The organism is Kineococcus sp. DHX-1 (assembly GCF_042473625.1).
Lineage (GTDB): Bacteria > Actinomycetota > Actinomycetes > Actinomycetales > Kineococcaceae > Kineococcus.
This window is the reverse complement of the sequence record NZ_CP170445.1, coordinates 193783-208433: the sequence shown is the minus strand read 5'-3', so window position 1 is coordinate 208433 and position 14651 is coordinate 193783. Positions and strand designations below refer to the sequence as shown.

Here is a 14651-nt window from a genome sequence, read left to right as displayed (position 1 = left end):
CCGATACGTAGGGTCAACAGGCACCGTAGCGCAGGGTCCCTCGGACGGCCCAGTCCGGCCACCGGTCCAGCCACTGGCGGCCCGGGCCCGGGCCGACCGCCGTGCCCACGGTGCGCTGTCCACTCCCACGTTCGACCCCCCGGTACGTGCTTGCGCCTGGTAACTTGTCCATGTCGTTGCATGTAGCACTCAAGGATCGCCCCGACCGGGCCGATGTCCCGGGGAGTACTTCGCCGGACGGTCCCGCTCCGTTACAGCGCGCACTACAGGACGCAACCTCCGTTCGGCCGAGCGACACACCAGACAGACCCGTGGGAGCACCCTGATGACCCCCAGCACCACCATCGAGGAGCCCGTCGGCACCTCGACCCCACCCCCGGCAGCCCCCGAGGGGCACGAGCAGCTCGTGGCCGCCGTCGCCGACCAGGTCGGCCGTCAGCTGCGCGCGCTGCACTCCTTCAAGGCGCAGATCGCCCGCGGCGAGAGCGACGTCGAGCGGGCCATGCACGTCGTCCTCTACGTGCTGGCCGACCACGGTGCCCTGCGTGTGAGCGGCCTGGCCGAGCGCCTGGGCACCGACCCCTCGACCACCAGCCGGCAGACGGGCGAGCTCGTCAAGCGCGGGCTCCTGCGCCGGCTGCCCGACCCCGACGACCGGCGCGCCAGCCTGCTGGACGTCACCGAGGCCGGCCACGAGGTCGTCGCCCAGATGAAGCAGCGGCGCCACGAGCACCTCGCTCGGGCGGTCGACGACTTCTCCGACGAGGACCTCGCGAGCTTCACGGCCCTGCTGTCCCGCTTCGCCGACGGGCTCGAGCGAGCCCGCACCGACTGCCTCCGGACCACCACGACCGCCCCTGGGGAGAACGCATGAGCAGCACGACAGCCGGCGCAGCGCCGGCACCGGAGGCCCCGGTCTTCAGCCACCGCCAGATCATGGCGATCCTGTCCGGCCTCCTGCTGGGGATGTTCCTCGGCGCGCTGGACCAGACGATCGTCTCGACGGCGATCCGCACGATCGCCGACGACCTGGACGGGTTCTCCCTCCAGGCGTGGGCGACGACCGCGTTCCTCATCACGTCGACGATCTCCACGCCGCTCTACGGCAAGTTGTCTGACATGTACGGCCGGCGGAAGTTCTTCATCGCCGCGATCCTCATCTTCATCGTCGGGTCGGCCCTGTGCGGGATCTCGACCTCGATGTACGAGCTGGCCGGGTTCCGCGCCCTCCAGGGCCTCGGCGCCGGCGGCCTGATGTCGCTCGCGCTGACGATCATCGGCGACATCGTGCCGCCGCGGGAGAGGGCCAAGTACCAGGCCTACTTCATGATGGTGTTCGGCACGTCCAGCGTGCTCGGCCCCGTCGCCGGCGGGTTCTTCTCCGGCCTGGAGTCCCTGCTCGGTCTGGCCGGGTGGCGCTGGATCTTCTGGCTGAACGTCCCGATCGGGATCTTCGCGCTCATCGTCGTGACGAAGAACCTGCACCTGCCCAAGCGCTCCAGCCACCACCGCATCGACTGGCCCGGCGCGCTGACCCTCGTCACGACGCTCGTGCCGTTGCTCATCGTGGCCGAGCAGGGCCGCGAGTGGGGCTGGACCGACACCAAGTCCATCGCCTGCTACGTCATCGGCGCCGTCGGCCTCGTCGGGTTCATCCTCGCCGAGCGCGCCTACGGCGACGAGGCCCTGCTGCCGCTGCGCATGTTCCGCGGCCGCACGTTCGTCGTCGGGTCGCTGGGTTCCTTCATCCTCGGCATGGGGATGTTCGGCGTGTTCGCCGTCCTGCCGCAGTACCTGCAGGTCGTCAAGGACCTCAGCCCGACCAAGGGCGGCCTCGCGATGCTCCCCGTCGTCGTGGGCATCATGTCCGGCAGCATGTTCTCGGGGCGTTTCATCGCCCGCACCGGCACGTACAAGGTCCTGCCCGTCGTGGGCACCGGCCTCATGGTCGTCGCCCTGTTCCTGTTCTCCCGGGTGAACGCCGACACCCCGATCTGGCAGACGATGATCATCATGCTGCTCATGGGCTGGGGCCTCGGCGGCAACATGCAGCCGGTCATCCTGGCGGTGCAGAACGCGGCCAAGCGCAGCGAACTCGGCGTCGCCACCAGTTCCGTGACGTTCTTCCGCCAGATGGGCGGCACGCTGGGCACCGCCGTGTTCCTGTCGATCCTGTTCTCCACCCTCGGCGACAAGATCGGCAGCTCCTACCAGTCCGCCTCGCGCACCCCGGAGTTCGGTCAGGCCCTGCAGAGCTGGGGCGGGGACCTGCAGGCCACCCTCGCCCGCGCGACCGACGACACCTCGGTCCTGAAGCAGCTGCCGAGCGTCCTGGCCCACCCGTTCAAGGTCGGGTTCACCGAGTCGACGAGCACGATCTACCTCGTCGCGACGTTCATCATGGTCGCCGGGTTCGTGACCATGCTGTTCCTGCCGTCGCTGCCCCTCAAGGGCGCGCCCGCCGCCCCGGCCGCCGAGGGCACCGCCGCCGAGGGCCAGACCCCCGAGGCCACCGCCGTCGCCGCCACCGCCGCCCCCGTCGAGGCGGCCGGTGCGCCGGTCACCACCAGCGGTGGCGGGACCGGGACCGGCGTGGCTACCGTCGATGCCGTGAACGGATCGATGGCGCCCGGGGAACTGGCCGAACGCCTCCGCAGCGGGGTCCAGCAGGCCAAGGCCGCCCAGCAGGCCATGGCGGACCTCGCCCTGGAGGCTGAACGCCGCGAGGCCGCGTTCGACGCGGCCGTGGAGAACCTGCGCGACCTCGGCCTGGACGAGGCGTCCATCGAGGCCGCGCTGGGCGAGGACGCGGCGGCCCCGCGCGGTCGCCACGCCGGCGCCGGTGACGAGGCTCCCGTGCGCGAGGAGCTCGGCGCGCAGAACTGATCAGCACCGCTCGTCCCGCAGGGTCCCGGAACAGTCGTTCCGGGGCCCTGCGGCGTTGTGCGAGCCTTCTGGCACGTTGCGGGACAGCCGATGTGGTGAGGCTTGCCGTACGAAAGCGAGGCTCACCTTCTTTTGACAGAGTCCAAAGAAGGCGTACTGTCGAACCATGACCTCGACCGACCACGCCTCCCCGGAGGAGGTGCTGCGCGACGCCGGACTGCGCAGCACGGCCCCGCGGCGGACGGTCCTGGAGGTCGTGGCCGACCACCCGCACGTGACCGCCGCGGGCCTGGCCGAACTGCTCGGGACGGCGGGTCACCGCATGTCCCGGCAGAGCCTCTACAACGTGCTCGAGGACCTGACCCGGACGGGCCTCCTGCGCAGCATCCAGCCGACGGGCTCCGCCCCGCGCTACGAGACGGCGGAGGCGGGCGAGCACCACCACGTCGTCTGCCGCGGGTGCGGGACCGTCGTCGACGTCCCGTGCGCCGTCGGGACGAGCCCCTGCCTGACCCCCGCGCAGGCACCGGGTTTCCCGGTGCTCGACCGCGCCGAGGTCACCTGGTGGGGGTGGTGCACCGCCTGCAGCGCCGACTCCGAGACCAGCCCAGCATCCGACTCATGGAGGACACCGTGACCACGATCGACGACATCACCACCGCCGGCCTGACCCAGACCGCCGTCGCCGGCTTCGACGCCAGCTCGCGGCTGAACTCGGGCCTGCAGGAGGTCCTCGTCGACCTCACCGCGCTGCACCTGCAGGGCAAGCAGGCCCACTGGAACATCGTCGGTGCGAACTTCCGCGACCTGCACCTGCAGCTCGACGCGCTCATCGACGACGCCCGCACGTACTCCGATGACGCGGCCGAGCGCATGCGCGCCGTGGGCGGCGTCCCCGACGCCCGCCCCGCCACCGTCGCGGCCACCACGACCATCGGCGACTTCGGCGCCGACGAGATCGACACCAAGGCCGCCGTCGAGGCGATCGTCGCGATGACCCGCCGCACCGTGGACACCATCCGCCGCGTGCACGACCCGATCGACGCCGAGGACCCCTCGACCGCCGACCTGCTGCACGGCTTCATCCTCGGCCTGGAGAAGCACGCCTGGCTGATCGGTGCGGAGAACCGCGCGCCCCGTCGTCGCTGAGCACTCCCGCACGTCCGTGCACGGCGGGCGGTCCCGGTCGGGCAGGATCGGCCCATGCCGACCCTGCTGATCACCGGGGCCGCCGTGGCCACCGTCGACCCCTCCGGTACCGAGCACCGGAGGGGTTTCGTCGTCGTCGACGACGGTGTCGTCACCGCCGTCGGGGCGGGTGACCCGCCCGCGGGCACCACCGCGGACCGCGTCGTCGACGGTCGCGGGCACCTGCTGACACCGGGGTTCGTCAACACCCACCACCACCTCTACCAGTGGGCCACGCGCGGGTTCGCCGTCGACGCGGGCCTGTTCGAGTGGCTGACGACGTTGTACCCGGTCTGGGCGCGGCTCGACGCCACGGACGTCGAGGCCGCCGCCCGGGCGGGACTGGCCCGGCTCGCGCTCACCGGCTGCACGACGACGACGGACCACCACTACCTGCACCCGCGCGACGGGGGCGACCAGCTCGCCGCGACCGTCGAGGCCGCGCGCACCGTCGGCCTGCGCTTCTCCCCCACCCGCGGCTCGATGGACCTCGGCGCCTCCGCGGGTGGGCTGCCGCCGGACTCGGTCGTCGAGACGGTCGACGCGGTGCTGGCGGCCACGGCCGACGCCGTCGACCGGTTCCACGACCCGACCCCGGGGTCGGTGCTGCGGGTGGGCGCCGCCCCCTGCTCCCCGTTCTCCGTCTCCCCCGACCTGCTGCGGCAGACCGCCGCCCAGGCCGCCGAGCTCGGCATCCGCCGGCACACCCACCTCGCCGAGACCGCCGACGAGGAGGAGTACTGCGCGCGGACCTTCGGCCGCCGCCCCGTCGAGGTGCTCGAGGACCTCGGCTGGCTCGGCCCGGACGTCTGGCTCGCGCACTGCGTCCACCTGTCCGACGCCGACATCGCCACCCTCGCCCGCACCGGCACCTCGGTCGCGCACTGCCCCAGCTCCAACGCCCGGCTCGGCGCCGGCATCGCCCGCACCCGCGACCTCCTCGCCGCGGGCGTTCCCGTCGGCCTCGGCGTGGACGGCGCCGCGTCCAGCGAGCAGGGCAGCCTGGCCGACGAGCTGCGGCAGATGCTCTACGTCGCCCGGGCCGTCGGTGGTCCCACGGCCGTCTCGGCCCGCGACACCCTGCGCGCCGCGACGGTCGGTGGCGCGACGTGCCTGGGCCGGGCCGACGAGATCGGCTCCATCGAGGTCGGCAAGCGGGCCGATCTGGCCCTGTGGGACCTCACCGGCCTCGGGCACGCCGACCTCGACGACCCCGTCGTCGCCCTCGTCGTCGGCCCGACGCCACCGCTGGCCCTGTCGACCGTCGAGGGGCGCGTCGTCGTGGAGGACGGGCAGCTGCGCACGACCGACGTGGACCGCGCGGTCGCCGACCTCGTCGCCGCCCGCGGGCGGGTGCTGGCCCGGGGCTGACGCAGCCGGACGTGAGACTCCCCACTCGGCGCGCCGCCGGGACGGAACCGGTTGCCCGGCGGCGCTACGGTCGGGTCCCATGACCGCAGAACCCGCCGAACGCCAGGTGCACATCGTCGAGCCCACGTACGCGCGGACGTGGCTGCTCGTGAACGCGACCCGCACGGACCTCTTCGACGTGGCCGCGCGCTCGCGGGCCGACCAGGTCGTGCTGGACATCGAGGACGCCGTCGACCCCAGCCGCAAGGACTCCGCGCGCGCCGACTCGATCGAGTGGCTCGCCGCCGGTGGGCAGGCCTTCGTCCGCATCAACGACGTGACGACCCCGCACTGGCGCGACGACGTCGACGCGCTCAAGGGCGTCCCGAACCTGCTCGGCGTCATGCTCGCCAAGACCGAGGCCGGTGAGCAGGTCGAGGCGACCTGGCACGCCCTCGGCGGTTCCGTGCCCGTCGTCGCGCTGTGCGAGTCCGCGCTCGGCATCGAGGCCGCCCGCGAGATCGCGTGCGCCAAGGGCACGTTCCGGCTCGCGTTCGGTTCCGGCGACTACCGCCGCGACACCGGCGCCAGCGCCGAGGACATGGCGATGGCCTACCCGCGCACCAAGCTCGTCGTGGCCAGCGCGATCGGGAAGCTGCCCGGCCCGATCGACGGTCCGACCACCGGTGGCGGCCACCCCGAGCTGCGTGAGGCCTCCGGCGTCGGCGTCGCGATGGGGATGATGGGCAAGCTCTGCCTCGACGCCGAGCAGGCCTACGTCATCAACGAGGTCATGAGCCCGAACGTCTCGGACGCCACCTGGGCGCGCGACTTCATCGCCGACTTCGAGCGCAGCGGTGGCGTCGTGCGCGACGGGTCGGACCTGCCGCGTCTGGGCCGCGCCCGCCGCATCCAGGAACTCGCGGACGCGTACGGCATCCGTCCCCTGTGACGTGACGGGGGGTGGGTCCGGCCGGACCCACCCCCCGCACGGTCCTCAGTCCAGCGGCTCGAACGCGCCGTCGTCGACGCGGACGACCTGGCCGATCCCTGGCTGACCGAGGAACAGACCCGCCACGCTGAACGCCGTCGAGTACAGGTGGCCGTGCGTGAACCGCAGTCCGAGCGGCATCGTCACCTGCGCCGCGGAGCGGTCGCCGTCCGGCGAGACCGCCACGATCCGCCCGACGGTCGTCGGGTCGAAGTCGGCCGGCGGCGGCCCCTCTCCCGCCGGGGCACCCTCGAGCAGTTCCGAGACGTAGAGGGTCCCGTCGTCGCCGACGGCGACCCCCGTCGGTGCCGTGAACCCGCTGGTCTCACCGAGGACCGTCCCGTCGCGGGGGTCGAGTTCGTACACGCGACCCTCCAGCGGCGCCTCGCCCGACAACGTCGAGACGAACAGGTGCCCGTCCGGCCCCCAGGCCAGACCGGTCGGCACCGGGTCGCAGCCCCCGTCGTCGACACCGTTGTTCTCCAGGCCCTCGCACAGGCCGGTGGTGACGGCCGGCGGGACGAAGAACGCGCTGACCGTCCCGTCCGGGTCGACGGCCAGGACGTCGTTGGCTCCGGCGTCGGCGACGAAGACGCGCCGGTCGGACCCCTGGCCGGCGAGCACGGCGAAGGGGTTGCTCAGCGCGTCGAGCGGGGCGCCGTCCGGTCCGAACTGCGGTTGGCCGTCGGGGTTGTTCGCGAGTTCGAAGGCCATGAGGTCGGCCAGGACGCGGCGGGGTTCCCCGCGCCGGGACGACCACAGGGTCGAACCACCCGTCGCCGCGGGGTCCTGCGCCTCGCCCGTGACGACGTACAACGTTCCCGCGCGGCGGTCGACGCCCGCGGGGGCGGCGAAGTCGGCTAGCCGGACGGTCGGCCTCCCACCCGGGACGAAACCGCTGATCTCGCCGGCGGAACTCTCGGCGACGTAGAACTTCCCGCCCTCGGACGCGAGGCCGAAGGGGTCGTCGAGGCCCTGGGCGACGACGGCGACGGGGCCGCCCGGCGGCGCCCCGGCGTGGGCGGGAGCCGCCACCACGGCGGTGGTCGTGGTGACGGCGAGGACGAGTGCTGCGGTGCGGAGCCGGTGCGCCATGTCGTTCTCCTCCGGACAGGGAATCCTCAGCGATCCCCGAGGCGCCGCACAGTAGTCCTACGTCGCCCCGGGCGGGAGTCCCCCGTTCGGTGGTCGCGCCGCTCGGCCCGACCCGGGTCGCATCAGCTCCAGGTGAGGGCGCGCGCCGGGTCCTCCAGGACGGCGGCGATGTCCGCGAGCGCCCGCGAACCGCTCTCCCCGTCCAGCATGCGGTGGTCGAACGACAGGCTGAGCTGCGCGAGGTACCGCGGCTTGATCCTGCCCTTGTGCACCCACGGCCGCTGGGAGATCTTGCCGACCGCGAGGATCGCCGCCTCACCGGGGTTGAGGATCGGCGTGCCGGTGTCGATGCCGAACGTCCCGACGTTGGTGATGGTGATGGTGCCCTCGGCCAGGTCCCGGGGTTTCGCCTTGCCCTCGCGGGCCGTCGCCGCGAGTTCGCCGAGGTGCACGGCGAGTTCCTTGAGCGACATGTCGTCCGCGTCCTTGACGTTGGGGACGAGCAGGCCGCGCGGGGTCGCGACCGCGATGCCGAGGTTGACGTAGTTCTTCACGACGATGACCTGGTTGGCCTCGTCCCACGTCGCGTTGATGTCGGGGTTGCGCTTGGCGGCGACGAGGAGGGCCTTGGCCACCAGCAACAGGGGCGAGACGCGGATCCCCGCGTACTCGGGATCGGTCTTGAGCCGTTGCACCAGTTTCATCGTGCGGGTGGCGTCGACCGTGGTGAACACCGTCACGTGCGGGGCGGAGAAGGCGCTCTCGACCATCGCGGCGGCCGTGGCCTTGCGGACCCCGCGGATCGGGACGTGGCGCTCGCGCTCGTGGTCGACGAACCGCCGCTCGGGTTCGGCCGGCGGAGCGGGGACGAGGGCGAGGACGTCGGCGCGGCTGACGGTGCCGCCCGGGCCCGTGGGCGTCGCGGCCGCGAGGTCGACCCCGAGGTCGCGCGCGAGCTTGCGCACGGGGGGTTTGGCCAGGACGTGCACCTCGGCGGAGGGGGCCTGCACCTCGGGGGCGGCCGGGACGGCGCCTCCCCGTCGGCGACGGGGTGCGCTCTCCTTCGTGCCGTAGCCGACGAGCGTCGCGCCGGAACCGTCCTCCGCCGCGGGCTCGGCTGCAGGAGCGGGTTCCGCCGGGACGGACGCGCCGTCGCTGACGACGACGATGTCCGCACCCACCTCGACGGTGTCGCCCTCGGCCGCGAGCAGTTCCGCGACCGTGCCCGCCCACGGGCTCGGGAGTTCGACGAGCGACTTCGCCGTCTCGATCTCGACGAGGACGTCGTTCACGGCGACGGTGTCGCCGGGCTTGACCTTCCAGGAGACGATCTCGGCCTCGGTGAGACCTTCACCGACGTCGGGCAGGGCGAACCGCTGGTTCAACGGAGTCCTTCGGGGTGTGGGGGTTTCTCAGGCGGCCAGGGACTGCTCGACGGCGTCGAGCACGCGGTCGAGCGAGGGCAGGTAGTGCTCCTCGACCCGGGCGGCCGGGTACGGCAGGTGCCACCCGCCGACGCGCTTGACCGGGGCCTCCAGGGAGTAGAAGCACGACTCCTGGATGCGCGCGGCGAGCTCGGCCATCGGCCCGTGGAACGTGGGCGCCTCGGAGACGGTGACGAGGCGGCCGGTGCGGCGCACCGACTCCGCCACCGTGTCCACGTCGAGCGGGGAGATGGAGCGCAGGTCGACGACCTCGAGCTCGGTGCCGTCCTGCGCGGCGGCGGCCGCGGCGTCGAGGGCGAGCTTCGTCGTCGGGCCGTAGGCGACGAGGGTCGCGTCCGTGCCCGGCCGCAGGACGCGGGCCTTGTGCAGGGGCGTCACCTGGCCGGGGCCGAGGTCGGTGTCGACCTCGCCCTTCTGCCAGTAGCGGCGCTCGGGTTCGAGGAAGAGCACCGGGTCGGCCGACGCGATGGCCTGCTGGACCATCCAGTAGGCGTCGTGCGGCGTGCTGGGGGCCACGACCCGCAGCCCGGCGGTGTGGGCGAAGAGGACCTCGGGGCTCTCGGAGTGGTGCTCGACCGACCCGATGCCGCCCCCGCTGGGGATGCGCAGCACGACGGGCACCGACAGGCGGCCGCGCGAGCGCGCGCGCAGCTTCGCCAGCTGCGTCGTGATCTGGTTGAACGCCGGGTAGACGAACCCGTTGAACTGGATCTCGCAGACGGGGCGGTAGCCGCGCAGCGCCATCCCGATCGCGGTGCCGACGATGCCGGCCTCGGCGAGCGGGGTGTCGATGACGCGGTCCTCGCCGAAGTCCTTCTGCAGGCCGTCGGTGACGCGGAAGACCCCGCCGAGGGCGCCGATGTCCTCGCCCATGAGCAGGACCCGGGGATCGCGGTCCATCGCCGCGCGCAGGCCGGCGTTGATCGCGCGGCCGATCGCCATGGTCTCCATCAGCGCGTCCCTCCGTGGGCTCCGGCGTGTGCTGCGGCGTGTGCGTCGGCGTCCTGCTGCTCCCACGCGGCGAGGAACTCGTCGCGCTCGGCCAGGACCTGCGGGTGCGGTTCGGCGTAGGCGTGCTCGAACATCGAGAGCGGGTCGGGGTCGACCATGGCCGACACCCCGGCGCGCAGCCGTTCGGCGAGGGTCTCGCTGTCGGCCGCGAGCCGCGACTCGAACTCCTCGTCCAGCACGCCCTCGCGGGTCAGGTGCGTGCGCAGCCGGTCGATGGGGTCCTTCTCGCGCCAGGCGTCGACCTCGGCGGCGAGGCGGTAGCGCGTCGGGTCGTCCGACGTGGTGTGCGCGCCCATCCGGAACGTGTACGACTCCACGAAGGTGGGGCCGCCGCCGGCACGGGCCCGGTCGAGGGCGCTGCGCACCACGGCGAGGACCGCGAGGACGTCGTTGCCGTCGACGAGCACCCCGGGCATCCCGGCGCCTTCGGCCCGCCGGTGCAGCGGCACCGGGGACTGGCGGGAGACCGGCTCGGAGATGGCCCACTGGTTGTTCTGGCAGAAGAAGACGACCGGGGCGTTGAAGACCGCGGCCCAGTTGAGGGCCTCGGCGGCCTCGCCCTGGGAGGTGGCGCCGTCGCCGAAGAAGGCGATGACGGCGGTGTCGCGGTCCGGGTCGCCCGTCCCGACGGCCCCGTCGCGCTGCACGCCCATGCCGTAGCCGACGGCGGGCAGCATCTGCGCGGCGATGACGAGCGTGTACGGGTGGACGCCCATCTCGACCGGGTCCCACCCGCCGTGGTCGATGCCGCGGAAGATGCTGAGGATGTGCAGCGGGTCCACCCCGCGCGACAGCAGGGCGCCGTGGTCGCGGTAGCTGGGGAAGAGCTGGTCCTGGCGACGGGCCGCACGGCCCGCCCCGATCTGGGAGGCCTCCTGGCCGCGGCTGCCGGCCCACAGGCCGAGCTGCCCCTTGCGCTGCAGCGCCTCGGCCTCGCTGTCGAAGCGGCGCATGAGGACCATGTCGCGGTAGAGCCCGAGGAGCTCCTCGGGCGTCAGGTCGAGGTCGTGCTCGGGGTGCCGGTGACGCACCCCGTGCTCGTCGAGGAGCTGGACCATCTCCTGCCGCCGGGGGGCGGGGTGCTGCTCGTGGGCCGGTACCGGGCCCGTGGCCGTGTCGGTCACGTGCGTTCCTCCGTGGGTCGTCGGGTGCGAGCACTCTGACGATCGTCACCAACCTACGGTTCCGTAGGTGACGCGAGCGTACGTTACGCGACCGTAGGTTGGGAACCGCCACGCGGGTGGACCGGTCCGGCGCCGGCCGGACGCGCATGCGGTCGGGCCGTCGGCGCATGGTTTCCGACGGCCCAGGCCGCTGGACTGGGACCGCACCCCGGACGGGGTGGCACCCGGCACCCCACCCCGGCCGTCGTCGCACGCGACCCCGACCCGGCCCTCCTGGACCTGCTCGCCCGCGAGGTGGCCGTCGACGCGCCGGCGCAGCCGCTCGTCCTCGACCGGCCGCTCGACCTCCTGCTCCTGGCGTCCCTGCGGGCGTGGACGGCGGACGGCCCCGGACAAGCCCCCGCCCCAGACGGCGTGGTGCAGGAGGCGCTGGGACTGCTGCGGGCGTCGCCCGAGGCGCCGTGGACCCTCGACGCGCTCGCCCGCCGGACGGGGACCTCGCGGTCCACCTCGACGAAGCGCTTCTCGGCCGTGACGGGCACGTCACCGATGGCCTCCCTGACGGAGTGGCGGCTGGCCGTGGCCGCCGACCTCCTCGCCGACCGGGACCTCACCCTGGCGTCCGTGGCGGGGCGCGTCGGGTACGCGTCGCCGTTCAGCCTGTCGGCCGCCTTCGCACGCCGGTACGGCGTCAGCCCGGCCCGCTACCGCGAGCGGACGGTCACGGACGCCCGGCCCGCAGACGCGCCGCCACCTCGAGGAGGCGCTCGCCGCCCGCCTCCTCGGCGACCGTGATGCGCACCCCCGCCCCGGCGAAGGCCCGCACGACGAGCCCCTCGGCCGCGAAGGACTCGGCGAGCGGGACCGCGTCGTCCCCCACCGGCAACCACAGGAAGTTGCCCTGCGCGTCCGGGACGTCCCAGCCCTGGGCGCGCAGACCGTCCAGCAGGACGCGGCGCTGCGCGACGAGCGCGCGCACCCGCTCCATCAGCTCAGCCTCGGCGGCCGTCTGCAGGGAGGCCACGACGGCGGCCTGCGCGATGGCCGAGACGCCGAAGGGCGTCGCCGCCTTCCGCAGCGTGCCGGCGACCTCGGGGTGGGCGACGGCGACACCGATGCGCAGACCGGCGAGGCCGTAGGCCTTGGAGAAGGTCCGCAGCACGACGACGTTCGGGTGCGCGCGGAAGACGTCGACGCCGTCCGGGACCTCGGGGTCGTCGACGAACTCGCGGTAGGCCTCGTCGAGGACGACGAGGACGTCGCCGGGCACCTGCGCCAGGAAGTCCTCGACCTCCCCCCGGCGCAGCGCGGGACCCGTCGGGTTGTTCGGCGAGCAGAGGACGACGAGCCGCGTCCGCTCGGTGATCGCGGCGAGCATCGCGGGCAGGTCGTGGCGGGCGTCGGCCGTGAGCGGCACCTCGACGGGCACGGCGTCGGAGATGGCGACGGTGATGGGGTAGGCCTCGAAGGAGCGCCAGGCGTAGACGACCTCGTCGCCGGGGGCGCAGGTGATCTCGGCGAGCTGGGCCAGCAGGCGCACGCTGCCCGTCGCGGCCGCCAGGTTCTCCGGTTCGACGCCCCACGCCTGCGCGATGGTCGCCACCATCTGCGTGGCCATCGGGTCGGGGTAGCGGTTCACGGTGGCGGCGGCCCGCGTGATCGCCGTCAGGACGCTCGGCAGCGGCGGGTACGGGTTCTCGTTCGAGGACAGCTTGAAGACCTCCAGACCCTCCCGGGCCACGGCCGGCTTCCCCGCGACGTACGCCGGGACCTTGGCCATGTTGGCCCGCAACCGCGGAGCCAGGGGGGTGCTGGGAGTCGTCATGCGCGCCAGCGTACGGACCACGCGCCTGCGACATCCGTCACGTCCGCGGAAGGCGCGGCGGGGCCGTGCGGTTGACTCTGACGCCACGACCCCACCGGCTGGAGGCCCGACCGTGACCGACACCCCCACCCCGCCCGAGCTCGTCGCCGTCGACGCCGACCCCATGGCGCTGCGCACCACCTTCGCCCTCTTCCCCACCGGCGTCGCCGCCCTGTCGGCCGTCGTCGACTCCGGCGAGGGCCCCGAACCCGTCGTCCTGGTCGCCTCCTCCTTCCAGGTCGGCATCTCCCTGGACCCCCCGCTGGTCCTGTTCGCCGTCCAGCACACCTCCACCAGCTGGCCCAAGCTCAAGACCGCCGCGCGCATCGGCGTCTCCGTCCTGGGCGAGGCCCACGACCTGGCCGCCCGCCAACTCGCCTCCAAGGCCGCCGACCGGTTCGCCGGCATCCAGACCACGACCACCGACAGCGGCGCGCACTTCATCCACGGCGCTCCCGTGTGGATCGAGGCCTCCATCCACTCGCAGTTCCCCGCCGGCGACCACGACGTCGTGCTCCTGCAGGTCCACGCCGCCGGCACCGCCCCCGACACCGAACCCCTCGTCTGGCACTCCTCGGGGTTCCGCACCCTCACGCCGCGGCCCGCCGGGTGAGCGGACTGCGCACGGTTGTCGTCTGCGGCAACCCCAAGGCGGGGTCGCGCACGCTGACGGCGGCCGTCACCACCGCCGAACTGCTCGCGCAGGCCCCCGTCGACCAGGTCGTCGACGTCACGACCCTGGGCCCGGGACTGCTCGGCTGGGGCGACCCCACCGTCCAGCAGGCCGTCGCCGACGTCGCCTCCGCCGACCTGCTCGTCGTGGCCTCCCCCACCTTCAAGGCCACCTACACCGGACTGCTGAAGCTGTTCCTGGACCAGTTCGCCGGCGGCGAGGGGCTGCGCGGGGTCACCGCGGTCCCGCTGATGCTCGGCGCCGCCCCCGGGCACGCCCTGGCTGCCGACCTGCTGCTCAAGCCCGTGCTCTCCGAGCTGGGTGCCGCCGTGCCCTCTCCCGGGCTCTACCTCATCGACCGCGAGGCGGAGGCGCAGGGCGCGGACACCCCGGCGCTGGCCGCGTACGTCGAGCGCTGGGGCGCCACGGTGCGCGCGACCGCGAGCGCCGGACGCGGGCCCCGGGCGACCTGGGCGAGCAGCCGGACGTCGTAGGCGCTGAACCGGCGGTCGACCGTGAGCAGGGTGAGGTCACGCCGGACGGCCTGGGCGATGAGCATCCGGTCGAAGGGGTCGGCGTGGTGACGCGGGAGGGCTCCCGCCCCACGCCGTCCTCGACCGTGACGGCGAGCGTCCCGAATCCCTGCTCCTGCAGGTGTTCCGGCAGTCGGTGTTCGCGATCTCCGTCCGCATGCGCCCGGACAGTCGCGCGTCGTCGGTCAACCACCACAGCAGGACGTGGGTGTCGAGGAGGAGACTCACGGGACCGACGTCTCGTGGTGAGGCGCCTCGTCGTCGGGCTCGAGGTCCCCGTGGAAGGCGGCGATGAGCTCGTCCGGCGTCTCGTCGAAGTCGTCGGGCACGACCACTTAGCCCCTTCCACACACCGGGCACCCGGGCGCCTCGGGGACGCGCGGGCACCAGGCGGGCGACGGGCTCGCCCGCCCGGGCGATGACGACGTCCTCGCCCTGTTCGACCGCCTCGAGGAGGCGCGACAGGTGCGTCGTGGCCTCGTGCACGTTCA

General features: G+C 73.4%; 14 protein-coding genes and 1 pseudogene. 9 read left to right on the top strand and 6 right to left on the bottom strand.

Translation table 11 applies throughout. The features are described from left to right. The first annotated feature begins 325 nt into the window (after positions 1-325). The 6 genes from ACFEMC_RS00930 (at position 326) to ACFEMC_RS00905 (ending at position 6376) form a co-directional block, all read left to right on the top strand. Positions 326-874, top strand: a complete 549-nt coding sequence (locus ACFEMC_RS00930) for a MarR family winged helix-turn-helix transcriptional regulator (RefSeq protein WP_380172705.1) — start codon at positions 326-328, stop codon at positions 872-874. Beyond that, a complete protein-coding gene (locus ACFEMC_RS00925) occupies positions 871-2886 on the top strand; it encodes an MDR family MFS transporter (RefSeq protein WP_380172703.1) in 2016 nt (671 codons plus the stop codon). The genes ACFEMC_RS00930 and ACFEMC_RS00925 overlap by 4 nt, the downstream gene beginning before the upstream one ends. A 166-nt stretch (positions 2887-3052) precedes the next feature. Continuing rightward, positions 3053-3523 (top strand): Fur family transcriptional regulator, encoded by a 471-nt coding sequence (locus ACFEMC_RS00920; protein WP_380172701.1) that lies wholly within the window; start codon positions 3053-3055, stop codon positions 3521-3523. Beyond that, the gene (locus tag ACFEMC_RS00915) at positions 3508-4035 is read left to right on the top strand and encodes a Dps family protein (protein WP_380172699.1); all 528 of its coding nucleotides are present in this window, start codon (positions 3508-3510) and stop codon (positions 4033-4035) included. The genes ACFEMC_RS00920 and ACFEMC_RS00915 overlap by 16 nt, the downstream gene beginning before the upstream one ends. A 54-nt stretch (positions 4036-4089) precedes the next feature. Then, positions 4090-5445, top strand: coding sequence for an 8-oxoguanine deaminase (locus ACFEMC_RS00910; protein ID WP_380172697.1), 1356 nt, complete (start codon positions 4090-4092; stop codon positions 5443-5445). 79 nt (positions 5446-5524) lie between these two features. Beyond that, the gene (locus tag ACFEMC_RS00905; protein ID WP_367638121.1) at positions 5525-6376 is read left to right on the top strand and encodes a CoA ester lyase; all 852 of its coding nucleotides are present in this window, start codon (positions 5525-5527) and stop codon (positions 6374-6376) included. 45 nt (positions 6377-6421) lie between these two features. Here the strand turns inward: ACFEMC_RS00905 and ACFEMC_RS00900 are convergent, their stop codons facing one another. The 4 genes from ACFEMC_RS00900 to pdhA all read right to left on the bottom strand — a co-directional run bounded on the left by ACFEMC_RS00900 (position 6422) and on the right by pdhA (position 11090). Continuing rightward, entirely contained in the window at positions 6422-7510 is a 1089-nt protein-coding gene (locus ACFEMC_RS00900; protein ID WP_380172694.1) for a ScyD/ScyE family protein, read from the bottom strand. A 122-nt stretch (positions 7511-7632) separates the two neighbouring features. Beyond that, entirely contained in the window at positions 7633-8895 is a 1263-nt protein-coding gene (locus ACFEMC_RS00895; RefSeq protein WP_380172692.1) for a dihydrolipoamide acetyltransferase family protein, read from the bottom strand. Positions 8896-8922: 27 nt separating this feature from the next. Then, positions 8923-9906: an alpha-ketoacid dehydrogenase subunit beta gene (locus ACFEMC_RS00890; RefSeq protein ID WP_380172690.1), complete on the bottom strand. Its 984-nt coding sequence runs from the start codon at positions 9904-9906 to the stop codon at positions 8923-8925. After that, complete coding sequence (gene pdhA, locus ACFEMC_RS00885; RefSeq protein WP_380172688.1) at positions 9906-11090, bottom strand: pyruvate dehydrogenase (acetyl-transferring) E1 component subunit alpha; 1185 nt, start codon at positions 11088-11090, stop codon at positions 9906-9908. Before pdhA ends, ACFEMC_RS00890 begins: the two co-directional genes overlap by 1 nt. A 195-nt stretch (positions 11091-11285) precedes the next feature. Between pdhA and ACFEMC_RS00880 the strand changes: the two genes are divergently transcribed. Next, positions 11286-11885, top strand: coding sequence for a helix-turn-helix transcriptional regulator (locus tag ACFEMC_RS00880; protein WP_380176523.1), 600 nt, complete (start codon positions 11286-11288; stop codon positions 11883-11885). On the opposite strand, the gene hisC is transcribed toward ACFEMC_RS00880, so the two are convergent. Continuing rightward, complete coding sequence (gene hisC, locus ACFEMC_RS00875; protein WP_380172686.1) at positions 11812-12915, bottom strand: histidinol-phosphate transaminase; 1104 nt, start codon at positions 12913-12915, stop codon at positions 11812-11814. The genes ACFEMC_RS00880 and hisC overlap by 74 nt on opposite strands. A 163-nt stretch (positions 12916-13078) precedes the next feature. On the opposite strand from hisC, the gene ACFEMC_RS00870 reads away from it, so the two are divergent. Continuing rightward, entirely contained in the window at positions 13079-13567 is a 489-nt protein-coding gene (locus tag ACFEMC_RS00870; RefSeq protein ID WP_367638258.1) for a flavin reductase family protein, read from the top strand. 5 nt (positions 13568-13572) lie between these two features. Next, entirely contained in the window at positions 13573-14121 is a 549-nt protein-coding gene (locus ACFEMC_RS00865; protein WP_380176520.1) for an NADPH-dependent FMN reductase, read from the top strand. Between the two features lie 468 nt (positions 14122-14589). Here the strand turns inward: ACFEMC_RS00865 and ACFEMC_RS00860 are convergent. After that, positions 14590-14646, bottom strand: a pseudogene (locus ACFEMC_RS00860) (type II toxin-antitoxin system prevent-host-death family antitoxin); the annotation flags it as partial. Positions 14647-14651 lie beyond the last annotated feature (5 nt).

Excerpts from the sequence above, each read along its gene's own strand:
- ACFEMC_RS00930 (WP_380172705.1), top strand. The coding sequence starts at position 326 with ATGACCCCCAGCACCACCATCGAGGAGCCCGTCGGCACCTCGACCCCA.
- ACFEMC_RS00925 (WP_380172703.1), top strand. The coding sequence starts at position 871 with ATGAGCAGCACGACAGCCGGCGCAGCGCCGGCACCGGAGGCCCCGGTC.
- ACFEMC_RS00920 (WP_380172701.1), top strand. The coding sequence starts at position 3,053 with ATGACCTCGACCGACCACGCCTCCCCGGAGGAGGTGCTGCGCGACGCC.
- ACFEMC_RS00915 (WP_380172699.1), top strand. The coding sequence starts at position 3,508 with ATGGAGGACACCGTGACCACGATCGACGACATCACCACCGCCGGCCTG.
- ACFEMC_RS00910 (WP_380172697.1), top strand. The coding sequence starts at position 4,090 with ATGCCGACCCTGCTGATCACCGGGGCCGCCGTGGCCACCGTCGACCCC.
- ACFEMC_RS00905 (WP_367638121.1), top strand. The coding sequence starts at position 5,525 with ATGACCGCAGAACCCGCCGAACGCCAGGTGCACATCGTCGAGCCCACG.
- ACFEMC_RS00900 (WP_380172694.1), bottom strand. The coding sequence starts at position 7,510 with ATGGCGCACCGGCTCCGCACCGCAGCACTCGTCCTCGCCGTCACCACG.
- ACFEMC_RS00890 (WP_380172690.1), bottom strand. The coding sequence starts at position 9,906 with ATGGAGACCATGGCGATCGGCCGCGCGATCAACGCCGGCCTGCGCGCG.
- hisC (WP_380172686.1), bottom strand. The coding sequence starts at position 12,915 with ATGACGACTCCCAGCACCCCCCTGGCTCCGCGGTTGCGGGCCAACATG.
- ACFEMC_RS00870 (WP_367638258.1), top strand. The coding sequence starts at position 13,079 with ATGGCGCTGCGCACCACCTTCGCCCTCTTCCCCACCGGCGTCGCCGCC.